Source organism: Alloprevotella tannerae ATCC 51259 (genome assembly GCF_000159995.1).
In the GTDB taxonomy this organism is placed as follows: domain Bacteria; phylum Bacteroidota; class Bacteroidia; order Bacteroidales; family Bacteroidaceae; genus Alloprevotella; species Alloprevotella tannerae.
On record NZ_GG700643.1, the window covers coordinates 405,682 to 419,479 of the forward strand.

Sequence of the window (13,798 nt, forward strand, 5' to 3'; positions counted from 1 at the left end):
CCAAAAAAATTAAGGACGATGAAGAGTACATTTTCAGTCATCTACTACCTCAAGCGTCAAGTAGTGAAAAAGGACGGGACAGTTCCCGTCATGGGACGCATCACGGTGGACGGCAGCCAGACGCAGTTCAGCTGCAAACTGACTGTCGATCCGAAGCTGTGGGACACCAAAAGTGGACGTGTCACGGGCAGAAGCACGGCGGCACTCGAAACGAACCGTATGCTTGACAAGATGCGGGTACGCATCAACAGGCACTATCAGGAAATCATGGAGCGTGACAACTTCGTCACGGCGGAGAAGGTGAAGAACGCCTTTCTCGGACTGGAACACCGCTACCACACGCTGATGCAGGTGTACCGTCGTCACAATGAGGACTATGAGAAACAGGTGGAAGCAGGCATGAAAGCAAAAGGTACACTGGAAAAGTACCGTATCGTTTACAAGCACCTGCAAGAGTTCCTCGACATCCGCTACCATGTGAAGGACATCGCACTGAAAGAGCTTACCCCCGCTTTCATCTCCGACTTCGAGATGTTCCTGCGCACGGACAAACACTGCTGCACCAATACCGTGTGGCTGTACGTCTGCCCGCTACGGACGATGGTGTTCATCGCCATCAACAACGAGTGGCTGACACGCGACCCGTTCCGCGAGTATGAAATCAAGAAGGAGGAAACAACACGCAGTTTTCTGACCAAAGAGGAAATACGCCTGCTGATGGACGGGAAACTGAAAAACGCCAAACAGGAACTGTACCGTGACCTCTACCTGTTCTGCGCTTTCACCGGGTTGTCGTTCTCGGATATGCGCAACCTCACGGAAGAGAATATCCGCACCTACTTCGACGAACACGAGTGGATAAACATCAACCGCCAGAAAACGGGCGTGGTGTCCAACATCCGCCTGCTTGACATCGCCAACCGCATAATCGGCAAATACCGTGGGCTGTGCGAGAACGGCAAGATATTCCCCGTCCCGCATTATAACACGTGCCTTGCCGGTATCCGTGCCGTCGCCAAGCGTTGCGGCATCACCAAGCATATCACGTGGCATCAGAGCCGCCACACGGCAGCCACGACGGTATTTCTCTCTAATGGCGTACCTATCGAAACCGTCAGCTCCATGCTCGGACACAAGAGCATAAAGACGACGCAGATTTACGCGAAGATAACCAAAGAAAAACTCAATCAGGACATGAAGAACCTTGCCGCAAGGTTGAACAGTGTTGAGGAATTTGCAGGTTGCACCATCTAAAAAAGAGAAGCCATGAAACGTGACATAATCATCATAGAGGACAAGGCGGTCAGCGTAACCGGTAACGACGTGTGGATGACCGCCACAGAAATCGCCGGACTGTTCCATACGACCGTCCCGGCAGTGAACGCCGCCATCAAAGCCATCCGCAAGTCGGACGTGCTTAACGACTACGAGGTGTGCCGCTACATGCAACTTGAAAACGGACTGTACGCAGATGTGTACGCGCTTGAAATCATCATCCCCGTCGCCTTCCGGCTGAACACCTACAACACCCACCTGTTCCGCACATGGCTGGTGGGAAAAGCTCTCGCCAAAGAGAAACGGCAGGCATACGTGATGTTCATACAGAACGGAAAAGCCGGGTACTGCTGATTGCGCATACCACATAAGACAAGGAAACGGGCAGCACCACAAAAAGTGTCGCCCGTTTCCTTTTTTCTTGCCAACCGCGCTCACTCCAGCGGCTTGCGGTAATTTGCTTCCAGCACTTCACGCAGCCCCGTTTCCGGGTAAAGCACCTTCCCTCCCAAAAGTATGAAGGGCAACACGCGGTTGTTGCGGTATTCCTGCAAGGTGCGTCGGCTTACGCGGAGCAGTTCCGCCACCTCGCCGTCCGTCAGGTAACGTTCCCCGTCCAGCGGAGGACGGTAACTTTCCAGAAAGGCGGACAGCCATTTCGAGCCTTTGCGCATATCCTGCACCACAGAGGCTATCGGCTCGTCTTCCATCGTAAAAACATCGTTGTTCTCGTTCATCATAACTTCGGATTCAGTGGGTGAATAAATCAAATCATCTGCCGTGCGGATAGAGCGTGCCGACAAGCGGTATCAGCCGCTTCACCTCCTCCGGCTTGTAATAGAACCTGCGGTTTATCTGCGAGTAGCCGATAAGCCGCCTGTCGCGCAGCGTCTGCAACGTGCGCGGGCTGATTCTCAACTGCCCGCAGACCTCCTCGCCCGTGAGCCATCTTTCCATGCGCCCCGTGTCGCTTTTGCGCCTCAGGGCGGCGACCTTCTCCGAGAGTGCGCCGAATGCCGCCATCATCATCTCGAAAGTCTTTTTCTCGATAGATACTATTTCCATATTCATGCAATTATCGGTTTGCCCGCAAAGGTAACGGTACGGTCCCGAATACGTGCCGTTTTCCGCTGAAAGGCTGCCTGTTGCGCCGTTTGACCGGGTTACGGAGCCATCTTCCGTAAAAATCTTACGTGAGTCACGTAGTGAGTTGTTAAAGCCCCTTTTGTTTATTGCCGAATTTTGCCGCAGAAACAAAAATAAAGGACTGAATATGAAAGTGATAACGATGGAAAGTTCCGCCTTCCGGTCATTGACGGAACAGATAGCGGAGATTGCGGCACACGTCCGTGCCGCCTCCGGCGACAAGAAAGCGGCATCGTCCGACAGGTTGCTCACCACACGCGAGGCGGCGCACCTGCTTAACGTGAGTACCCGCACCCTCCAGCGTATGCGCAGCGAGCAACGCATCGGCTATGTCGTGCTTCGCGGTAAATGCCGCTACCGGCAGTCGGAAATAGACCGCCTGCTTGAAGCGTGTGCCGTCAACGAGGACGCGGCGACACCGCAGGAATTGAAACGCAACCACACGCTGCGCACGGGCGGCAAACCAAAAGGAAGGAGGACATAGGTCATGGAACTGCTCACACGAAACAACTTCGAGGGCTGGATGCAGAAGCTGATGGAACGGCTCGACCGTCAGGACGAACTGCTGCTGGCGATGAAGGCAGAGGGGAAACAGCCTACTATCACGGAAAGCATCCGCCTTTTCGACAATCAGGATTTGTGCATGCTGCTCCAGATAAGCAAGCGCACACTGCAACGCTACCGCAGCGTCGGCGCATTGCCCTACAAGACACTGGGCAAGAAAACCTATTACAGCGAGGAGGACGTGCTGACATTCCTTTCCAACCATATCAAGGACTTCAAAAAGGAAGATATAGCCTTCTACAAGGCTCGTATCCATAATTTCTTTCATAAATAACCCATTAAAACATTTTTCAGATGGCAAAGAAAAAAGACGAAAAGGACGTGCTGGTGGTCCGTGACGAGAAGACGGGCGAGATCAGCGTGGTAGCCGGGCTGAACGCGGACGGCACACCCAAGCGCACCCCTGCGAAAGCAGAGAACGCACAGAGTTTCCTGCAATTCGACCGACACGGCGACGTGCTGGACAACTTCTTCAAGAACTTCTTCCGGCAGTGCAAGGAACCCAGCCGCTTCGGTTTTTACCGCATCGCGGCAGACCAAACCGAAAATCTCTTGGAGGTGATGAAGCAACTGCTGAAAGACCCCGAAGCGAACAAGGAGCTACTCGCCCCTCACAAGGTGGACACTTCCGACTATGAGAAGAAGGTGCAGGAGGAACAGGCAACCGAAAAACAAGAACCTCAAAAACAGGAAAGCATGGAACAGCAGAAAGAACAGCAACAGGACAATTCTGAACAGGCGCAGGGCAAGCGTGGCTACCAGCCCATCGACGAGGGTAAAATCAACTGGCAGGAACTGGAGGACAGATGGGGCGTGAAGCGCGACGACCTTGAAAAGTCCGGCGACCTTACGAAGATGCTCCACTACGGCAAGTCCGACTTGGTGAAGGTCAAGCCCACCTTCGGCGGTGAATCATTCGAGCTGGACGCCCGCCTTTCCTTCAAGAAGGACGGCGAGGGGAATGTAAGCCTCGTGCCGCACTTCATCCGCAAGGAGCAGAAACTGGATGAATACAAGGAACACAAATTCTCCGACGACGACCGGAAGAACCTGCGCGAAATGGGCAACCTCGGCAGGGTCGTGGACATCGTGGACAGGGAAACGGGCGAAATCATCCCCTCCTACATCAGCATCGACCGCAAGACGAATGAAATCACGGACATCCCGGCAAACAGGGTACGCATCCCGGAGCGCATCGGCAAGACGGAAATCACCAAACAGGAGCAGGATATGCTCCGCGCCGGACTGCCCGTGCGCGACAAGCTCATCGAGCGCAACGACGGCAGGAAGTTCGTCACCACTCTGCAAGTGAACGTGGAGCAGCGCGGCGTGGAGTTCGTGCCGGGAACCGGAAGGTCGCCCCGTACCGTACAGACGCAGGAAACCAAAGGCGACACGTCGAAAAGTCAGGCGCAAGGCGGGGAAAATGCCACACAGACCAAGAAGGAGCAACGCCGCAACACGTGGACGAACGAGGACGGCAGCATCCGCCCCATCAGCAAATGGAGCGACGTGAACTTCACCAAACAGCAGAAAGCCGACTATGTGGCGGGCAAAGCCGTGAAACTGGAGAACGTGACCGACAAGCAGGGCTTCCATGCCACGATGTATATCAAGTTCAACCCGGAGAAGGGTCGCCCGTACCGCTACGAAACAAATCCCGACATCGGGCAGCAGGTCGCCCCGTCCAACGAGAGCCGCACGCAGGTGGCGGTGAACAACGAGGGCAAGACCAACGAGGCGACAAAGAACCTGAAAGAGCCTTTGCAGAAAGGTCAGACCACTCCGAAGGACGCCCGCCAGCAACAGCAGCAGGACAAGCCGCAGAAGAAAACGGGCAAGGGCATGAAAGTATAGACCGATGTCCGCCACTGAATCCAAAATAAAATCCAAAGTATCAACAAAAAAGAAGAAGACATGAAGATAATCATTGCAGAAAAGCCCTCCGTGGCACGTGAAATCGCCCGCATCGTGGGCGCGACAAAGAGAGAGGAAGGATATTTCGAGGGAGGCGGCTATGCCGTGACATGGGCATTCGGACACCTTGTCCAGCTCGCCATGCCCGATGGCTACGGCGTGCGCGGTTTCGTCCGTGACAACCTCCCGATTATCCCCGACACCTTCACGCTCGTCCCCCGTCAGGTCAGGACGGAGAAAGGCTACAAGCCCGATAGCGGCGTGGTGTCGCAGATAAAAACAATCAAAAGGCTGTTCGGCACCAGCGACCAAATCATCGTGGCAACCGATGCCGGACGCGAGGGTGAACTTATCTTCCGCTACCTCTACCACTACACGGGCAGTACCACTCCTTTCGTGCGCCTGTGGATAAGCTCGCTCACCGACAAGGCTATCCGCGAGGGATTGCGCAACCTCGAAGACGGCGGCAAGTATGACAACCTATACCTCGCCGCCAAAGCGCGAAGCGAATCCGACTGGCTCGTGGGCATCAACGGCACGCAGGCTCTCTCCATCGCCGCCGGACACGGCACATACTCCGTGGGGCGGGTGCAGACACCAACGTTGGCTATGGTATGTGAACGCTACTGGGAGAACCGCCGCTTCACGCCCGAAGCCTTCTGGCAACTCCATATCGCAACGGACGGTTGCGACGGCAAGGTCGTGAAATTCTCATCCTCTGAAAAATGGAAGTCGAAAGAACCGGCAACGGAGCTATATAATAAGGTAAAGGCGGCAGGCTTCGCAACGGTAACGAAAGCCGAGCGCAAGGAGAAAACGGAGGATACCCCGTTGCTGTACGACCTGACCACGCTCCAGAAAGAAGCCAACGCCAAGCACGGCTTCACGGCGGAGCAGACGCTTGAAATCGCACAGAAGCTCTACGAGAAGAAGCTGATAACCTATCCGAGAACGGGTAGCCGCTACATCCCCGAAGACGTGTTTGCCGAAATTCCCAAACTGCTCGCTTTCATCGGCACACAGCACGAATGGAAAGACAAGGTGCGGGCAAAAGCCATCCCGACACGCCGCAGCGTAGACGGCGGCAAGGTGACAGACCACCATGCCCTACTCGTCACGGGTGAGAAACCGCTCTTCCTCTCCAAAGAGGACAATACCATCTATCAGATGATTGCCGGGCGCATGGTCGAGGCATTCTCTGAAAAATGCGTCAAGGACGTGACCGCTGTCATGGCGGAATGTGCCGGAGTGGAGTTTACCGTGAAAGGCAGCGTCATCAGGCAAGCCGGATGGCGTGCTGTCTATGGCGAGGAAAACAAGGAGGAAACCACCATTCCCGGCTGGCAGGAAGGCGACACGCTGACACTGAAAGCCTCTTCCATCACAGAAGGGAAGACCAAGCCCAAGCCGCTACATACCGAAGCCACCCTGCTCTCGGCAATGGAAACGGCGGGCAAGGAAATCGAGGATGACGCACTGCGGCAGGCGATGAAGGACTGCGGCATCGGTACTCCCGCCACACGCGCCTCCATCATCGAAACGCTCTTCAAGCGCGGTTACATGGAACGCTGCAAGAAATTGCTTGTCCCCACCGAAAAGGGGCTTGCACTCAATTCCGTGGTGAAGACGATGCGCATCGCCGATGTCGCCATGACAGGCGAATGGGAGAAGGAACTGGCACGCATCGAGCGTGGGGAGCTGTCCGCCGATACCTTCCGCAAAAAGATAGAGGCGTACACGCGGGAGATTACCTCCGAACTGCTCTCATGCGACAAACTCTTCGGCAGCCGCGATTCCGGTTGCGCGTGTCCCAAGTGCGGCACGGGCAGGATGCGGTTCTACGGCAAGGTGGTACGCTGCGACAACACGGAGTGCGGGCTTCCCGTGTTCCGGCTGAAAGCGGGACGCACCCTGTCCGACGATGAAATCAAAGACCTGCTCACCGAAGGGCATACCCAGCTGCTCAAAGGCTTCAAGAGCAAACAGGGCAAGAGCTTCGATGCCGTCGTCGCCTTTGACGGGGAATATAACACGACGTTCGTGTTCCCGGAGGCTAAAAAGGGCAAGAAATTTTCAGGACGGAAGAAATAGTATTAACTTTGCCACTTGTTCAGAGTAATGAATTGTTCTTCGATACCGGATTACACTCATACTTTGGATTTAGTGGCGGCACTCGGAGGGATACCGAGTGCCTTTTTCTTCCTTTTTTCCAACCGATTATCCCGTTAAATATCAATCCACTAAACTCCAAAGTAATGAACAACAAGAAGAACAACGAAGGGCAGTCCGACTTTTCCTATTACGGTCTGTACCTGATGGACTACCTCCGCACGAACAAGTTTGAACAGGCTACCGACACCGCTTTCATACGGGAACGCGCCGATCGTGCCGCCGAAACGTATGAAAAGGCGCGGATTGAAGGCTATCCCACCGACGGTGCGCAGGAACTGGCGATGGAAACACTGCTGCGCGGGTTGCACTATTCCCGGTACGCCATGCTCCACGAAGTCGTGGAGAACGAGTTTGCCGACGAAGTGCCGGAAGAGAAACAAGAAGCCTTTATCCATAAACTCCTGCCGCTTGTCGGCAACGTGTTCTCCGTCTATGACCTTTCGGACGACAACTTCGCCCTGTCTTCCGATTACGACCTGCTCTATACGGAGCTGACGGGGGCAACCGTCCTTTACATCGGGGAATATGGCGTTTAACCGCAAACAGAAACTACGGGACAACATCGAGGCGATACGGACGGCATTCATCCTTGACAGGGAACAGAGAGCGGCGACAACCGAAGAGCGTGCCATACTTCAAAGGTACTGCGGTTTCGGCGGTCTGAAATGTATCCTGAACCCTGCCAAGGAACTGACGGATGCCGTCCGGTGGGCGAAATCCGACCTCGAACTGTTCGCCCCGACGGTGGAGCTGCACAGGCTCATCCGTGAGAACAGCAAGGACGAAACGGAATACAAGCGGTTTGTGGATTCGCTGAAAGCATCCGTGCTGACCGCTTTCTACACCCCAAAAGAGATAACTGACACCCTCGCGGACATGCTGGCGGATTACAGCGTCCGCCCCGCCCGTATGCTCGAACCGTCGGCAGGTGTAGGCGTGTTCGTGGATTCCGTGCTGCGGCACAGCCCCGATGCGGATGTGATGGCTTTCGAGAAGGATCTGCTCACGGGGACAATCCTACGGCATCTTTATCCCGACAAGAAAACGCGCACCTGCGGTTTTGAGAAAATCGAAAAACCGTTCAACAATTATTTCGACTTGGCGGTGTCCAACATCCCGTTCGGAGACATCGCCGTGTTCGACGCGGAGTTTGAAAAGAGTGGGTCCTTCGGCAGACGATCGGCACAGAAAGCCATCCACAACTATTTTTTCCTCAAAGGGCTGGATGCCGTGCGTGACGGCGGTATCGTGGCGTTCATCACTTCGCAAGGGGTATTGAACAGCACCAAGACCTCCGTGCGTAACGAGCTGTTCAGTCAGGCTGATCTGGTATCCGCGATACGCCTGCCCAACAACCTGTTCACGGACAACGCGGGCACGGAGGTGGGCAGTGACCTGATTGTCCTGCAAAAGAACCTCAGCAAGAAGGAAATGTCGCAGGACGAGCGGCTGATGACCGTGATACAGACGGACACGAAAACCGACCTGACCGACAACGCCTATTTCATCCACCACCCGGAACGCATCGTGCATACGACGGCGAAACTTGACACAGACCCCTACGGGAAGCCCGCTATGATCTATCTGCACGAGGGCAAGACCGCAGGCATAGCCGGGGACTTGCGCCGTATGCTTGACGAGGATTTCCATTACAGGCTCGCCATGCGCCTGTATTCGGGAACAATCCGGCAGGCGGGAACGGAAGAAAAAATTGCCGTTCAAAATGAAGTAAAGCGTCCTGCCATAAAATTGGAAACGGCACCTCCGGCACAAGCGGTGGAAACTCCGACGGAGAAACAGCAACCCGCAGAGGAAAAGCCGGAGATAGAGCTGCGTCCGCGATATTCCGCCGGAGTGCAGCTCACGTTGCTCGACCTCTGGGGCATGACGGAAGAGGTCAGCCAACAACCGAAAACCGCCAAAAAGAAAAAGGCGGCGAAAAAGGAAAGCCCTGCAAGACGCGTTACGCCCAAGTCGCAGGTGCAGACCACACAGAATGTTACGGCTGTGCCGACGGCTACCACCCCTAAGACCATCACGGAAAACAAGGAGGCGAAAGCGGAAAACACCGCCAAGCCTGCCGACCCGGACGACATCTATGCCACGCTGGACTGGGATACCAATCCTCCCATCAACGGCTTCTATGAGATGATGATGGGTTTGACACCGGAGCGCAGGAAGGAACTTCGGGAGCTGGCAAGGCAGCATAACGAGAAACAAGTGGCGGCGGAAAAGACGGAAGTGAATGCTGTGCCGGAAACTTCCCGTGAGCAGCCACGACAGGAGGAAACACAGCCGGAGGCAGTCACCGCACCTGCCGTTACAGATACCCCATCGGAAGCGGTGGTAACTTCCCTTTTCCCCGACATCGAAGCGGAAAAGCCGAAGGAGGAAATCGTGGATCTTTCTCCGCGTGCCTACCACCGCACGCCGGAGATGCACCTGCGCGAAGGGTCGTTAGTGACAGATTGGGGACGTCATAACATCGGCTATCTGAAGGACATCACCCCATACGGGGCGACATTCCAGCCGCTTGACCTGAAAGGATACCAGAAGGAAAAGGCGTTGCTGTATGTGTCGCTGCGTGACGCCTACGAGCGGCTGTACCGCTATGAATCGAACCTGCACGAAGCAAATGTCCAGTGGCGTGAGCATCTGAACACCTGTTACGATGAATTCGTCATGCGTTACGGTAACCTCAACGCCAAGCAGAACGTGAAACTGGTGATGATGGACGCGGGTGGGCGTGATATCCTTTCGCTGGAACGGGCGGAGAACGGGAAGTTTGTCAAGGCGGACATCTTCGAGCGTCCCGTTTCCTTCTCGGTGGAGAACCATGCCAACGTCGGCTCTCCCGAAGAAGCCCTGTCCGCGTCGCTCAACAAATATGGCACGGTTAATCTCGACTATATGCGGGAGATAACCGACAGCACGGCGGAGGAGTTGCTCACAGCCCTGCAAGGACGCATCTACTACAATCCGCTCGTGACCGGTTACGAAATCAAAGACCGTTTCATCGCCGGAAATGTCATAGAGAAAGCGGAACGCATAGAGGCATGGATGGGTGACAATCCCGAAAATGAGCGTATGCCGGAGGTGAAGCAGGCGTTGGAGGCTCTGAAAGATGCCGAGCCGCAGCGCATCGCCTTCGAGGATCTGGACTTCAATTTCGGGGAACGCTGGATTCCGACGGGTGTCTATGCCGCCTACATGAGCCGGCTGTTCGACACGGAGGTGAAAATCGCTTACTCCGCAAGCATGGACGAGTTCTCAGTGGCTTGCGGCTACCGCACCATGAAAATCACGGACGAGTTTCTGGTGAAGGGGTATTACCGGAACTATGACGGTATGCACCTTCTGAAACACGCCCTGCACAACACCTGCCCCGACATGATGAAGTCCATCGGCAAGGACGAGCATGGCAACGACATCAAGGTGCGCGACAGCGAGGGAATACAGCTCGCCAACGCCAAGATTGACGAGATACGAAACGGCTTCTCCGAATGGCTCGAAGAGCAGTCGCCACAGTTCAAGGAGCGGCTGACGACGATGTATAACCGCAAGTTCAACTGTTTCGTGCGCCCGAAGTATGACGGCTCGCACCAGACTTTCCCCGACCTCAATCTGAAAGGCTTGGCAAGCCGGGGCATCAGGAGCGTCTATCCCTCGCAGATGGATTGTGTCTGGATGCTGAAACAGAACGGCGGCGGGATCTGTGACCACGAGGTGGGAACCGGCAAGACGCTGATAATGTGCATCGCTGCACATGAGATGAAGCGTCTGAATCTGGCGCACAAGCCGATGATTATCGGGCTGAAAGCCAATGTCGCGGAGATTGCCGCCACCTATCAGGCGGCATATCCCAACGCACGTATTCTGTACGCTTCGGAAAAGGACTTTTCGACCGCCAACCGCGTGCGTTTCTTCAACAATATCAAGAACAACGACTACGATTGTGTCATCATGTCGCACGACCAGTTCGGCAAGATACCGCAGTCGCCGGAGTTGCAGCAGCGCATCCTGCAAGCGGAGCTTGACACGGTGGAGGAAAACCTCGAAGTGCTGCGCCGGCAGGGAAAGAACGTGTCGCGGGCGATGCTGAAAGGATTGGAGAAGCGCAAGCACAACCTTGAAGCGAAGCTGGAGAAGGTGGAACACGCCATAAAGTCACGCACGGACGACGTGGTGGATTTCAAGCAGATGGGCATCGACCACATCTTCATAGATGAGAGCCACCAGTTCAAAAATCTGACTTTCAATACACGACACGACCGTGTGGCGGGGCTGGGAAACAGCGAGGGAAGCCAGAAGGCGTTGAACATGCTCTTTGCCATACGCACCATACAGGAGCGCACGGGCAAAGATTTGGGAGCTACGTTCCTCTCCGGCACGACCATCAGCAACTCGCTGACTGAATTGTATCTGCTGTTCAAGTACCTGCGCCCGAAGGAGCTGGAACGGCAGGATATCCGGTGTTTCGACGCTTGGGCGGCGATATTCGCCAAGAAGACGACGGATTTTGAGTTCAACGTGACGAACAACGTGGTGCAGAAGGAGCGTTTCCGATACTTCATCAAAGTGCCGGAGCTTGCCGCCTTCTATAATGAGATTACGGACTACCGAACGGCGGAGGATGTGGGCGTTGACCGCCCCACCAAGAACGAGATACTGCACCACATACCGCCAACGCCGGAACAGGAGGACTTCATACAGAAACTGATGCAGTTCGCAAAGACTGGCGATGCCACCCTGTTAGGCAGGCTGCCGCTTTCGGAAACGGAGGAAAAGGCGAAGATGCTTATCGCCACGGACTATGCCCGCAAGATGGCACTCGATATGCGTATGATAGACCCGAATTATGAAGACCACCCCGACAACAAGGCGAGTCACTGTGCCAAGATGATCGCGGAGTATTACCAAAAATACGACGCGCAGAAGGGAACGCAGTTCGTATTTTCGGATTTGGGTACATACCAGCCGGGCGACGGGTGGAACGTCTATTCGGAAATCAAGCGCAAGCTAACGGAGGATTACGGCATACCGCCAAGCGAGGTGCGTTTCATTCAGGAGTGCAAGACCGACAAGGCGCGGAAGGCGGTGATAGACGCCATGAATGCCGGGACGGTGCGTGTGCTGTTCGGCTCCACCTCCATGCTCGGCACGGGTGTGAATGCGCAGAAAAGGTGTGTGGCAATTCATCATCTCGATACGCCGTGGCGACCGTCCGATCTGCAACAGCGTGACGGCCGCGGAGTTAGAGCCGGAAACGAAATTGCCAAGCATTTCGCCGGGAACAACGTGGACGTAATCATCTACGCGGTAGAGAAGTCACTGGACAGCTACAAGTTCAACCTCCTGCATTGCAAGCAGACTTTCATCAGCCAGCTCAAAAGCGGAGCTATGGGGGCGCGTACCATCGATGAGGGGGCAATGGACGAGAAATCGGGCATGAACTTCTCAGAGTACATGGCGTTGCTCTCCGGTAACACCGACCTTTTGGACAAGGCGAAACTTGAAAAGCGCATCGCATCGCTCGAAGGGGAACGCAAGTCGTTCAACAAGGGCAGGCGTGATTCGGAGTTCAAGTTAGAGTCGAAGACGGGCGAATTGCGCAACAACACGGCTTTCATAAATGCCATGACGGAGGACTGGAACCGCTTTCTTTCGGTGGCGCAGACCGACAGGGAGGGCAACCGCCTTAATATAATAAAGGTGGACGGTGTGAATTCCGCCGATGAGAAGGTTATCGGAAAGCGTTTGCAGGAGATAGCGAAAAACGCCACTACGGGCGGGCTTTACACACAGGTCGGAGAACTTTACGGTTTTCCGATAAAGGTGGTGAGCGAGAGGATACTCAAAGAGGGATTGGAGTTTACCGACAACCGCTTCGTGGTAGAGGGGAACTACAAGTACACCTATAACAACGGACATCTGGCAATGGCTGACCCGTTGGCCGCCGCCCGCAATTTCCTCAACGCTTTGGAGCGCATCCCCTCCATCATCGACCAGTACAAGACTAAGAATGAAGTGCTGGAACGTGAGATACCGCAGTTGCAGGAGATAGCGGGCAAGGTGTGGAAGAAGGAGGAAGAACTGAAACAGTTGAAGTCCGAACTTGCCGCACTTGACCGCAAGATACAGCTGGAACTTGCGCCGCCAACGCCCGAAATCGCCGAAAATGAGAACGAGGGGCAGCAGGTCAAGTCCAAAGCGGAAGACGCGCAGAACAGGCAGGCGCAGTATCCCGAAGATACATCGCCGCAGATACGCAGTCCTGTGGATAGTATCGTTGACAACCATGTCATAATCGGGCATACGGGGCTGTATGCCAAGGAGGAAACCCGGTCCAAAGGATTGAAAATATAACCTTAGGAATTTTATCTGAAGTATTAATAAGGGCTATCCCAAAAGGTCTAAAAGTAAATTTTATCCTTTCTGCAAGTATCTGTAGGATGGCAACTGCATTTTTTTCTTTTTGGGCAGCCCTTATTAAAATTTATTCTTATTTTAGGTTATATACATTCATGTCCATTTATGTAAAAAATCCTGCTGACCTTGTTTATGTCTTGTCAGTCACCATTTGCAAAGCCATATTTGACCCTCAAAGAGGCTGAATTTGATAAGCAACTTGCTACATACTCATAATAAGGAGCTAAATAGAACACGAATGGGAAATACTCAAATGCCAAACTAAAGAAGATATTGGCCAAAATAAACGCTATAC

General features: G+C 54.4%; 10 protein-coding genes. 8 read left to right on the plus strand and 2 right to left on the minus strand.

From position 1 onward, the window contains the following. Nucleotides 1-18: 18 nt before the first annotated feature. Complete coding sequence (locus GCWU000325_RS07700; protein ID WP_040599512.1) at nt 19-1,254, plus strand: site-specific integrase; 1,236 nt, start codon at nt 19-21, stop codon at nt 1,252-1,254. Between the two features lie 12 nt (nt 1,255-1,266). Continuing rightward, on the plus strand, nt 1,267-1,629 hold the full coding sequence (locus GCWU000325_RS07705) for a hypothetical protein (protein WP_004348477.1): 363 nt from the start codon (nt 1,267-1,269) through the stop codon (nt 1,627-1,629). An 80-nt stretch (nt 1,630-1,709) separates the two neighbouring features. Here GCWU000325_RS07705 and GCWU000325_RS07710 read toward each other — a convergent pair whose 3' ends face one another. Next, nucleotides 1,710-2,015 carry a helix-turn-helix domain-containing protein gene (locus GCWU000325_RS07710; RefSeq protein WP_004310576.1) on the minus strand — a complete coding sequence of 102 codons (306 nt, stop codon included), beginning with the start codon at nt 2,013-2,015 and terminating at the stop codon, nt 1,710-1,712. A gap of 31 nt (nt 2,016-2,046) precedes the next feature. Next, nucleotides 2,047-2,346, minus strand: a complete 300-nt coding sequence (locus tag GCWU000325_RS07715) for a helix-turn-helix domain-containing protein (RefSeq protein ID WP_006255804.1) — start codon at nt 2,344-2,346, stop codon at nt 2,047-2,049. A 202-nt stretch (nt 2,347-2,548) separates the two neighbouring features. On the opposite strand from GCWU000325_RS07715, the gene GCWU000325_RS07720 reads away from it, so the two are divergent. From GCWU000325_RS07720 to GCWU000325_RS07745, 6 genes are all read left to right on the plus strand, one after another. Then, entirely contained in the window at nt 2,549-2,905 is a 357-nt protein-coding gene (locus GCWU000325_RS07720) for a helix-turn-helix domain-containing protein (protein WP_040599516.1), read from the plus strand. 3 nt (nt 2,906-2,908) lie between these two features. Further along, on the plus strand, nt 2,909-3,259 hold the full coding sequence (locus GCWU000325_RS07725; protein ID WP_004291454.1) for a helix-turn-helix domain-containing protein: 351 nt from the start codon (nt 2,909-2,911) through the stop codon (nt 3,257-3,259). A gap of 20 nt (nt 3,260-3,279) precedes the next feature. Then, on the plus strand, nt 3,280-4,842 hold the full coding sequence (locus tag GCWU000325_RS07730; RefSeq protein WP_006255806.1) for a DUF3945 domain-containing protein: 1,563 nt from the start codon (nt 3,280-3,282) through the stop codon (nt 4,840-4,842). A gap of 60 nt (nt 4,843-4,902) precedes the next feature. Further along, complete coding sequence (locus GCWU000325_RS07735; RefSeq protein WP_006255807.1) at nt 4,903-6,993, plus strand: type IA DNA topoisomerase; 2,091 nt, start codon at nt 4,903-4,905, stop codon at nt 6,991-6,993. Between the two features lie 164 nt (nt 6,994-7,157). Continuing rightward, the gene (locus GCWU000325_RS07740; RefSeq protein WP_005796950.1) at nt 7,158-7,610 is read left to right on the plus strand and encodes a DUF1896 domain-containing protein; all 453 of its coding nucleotides are present in this window, start codon (nt 7,158-7,160) and stop codon (nt 7,608-7,610) included. After that, on the plus strand, nt 7,600-13,440 hold the full coding sequence (locus GCWU000325_RS07745) for an N-6 DNA methylase (protein ID WP_006255808.1): 5,841 nt from the start codon (nt 7,600-7,602) through the stop codon (nt 13,438-13,440). Before GCWU000325_RS07740 ends, GCWU000325_RS07745 begins: the two co-directional genes overlap by 11 nt. Nucleotides 13,441-13,798 lie beyond the last annotated feature (358 nt).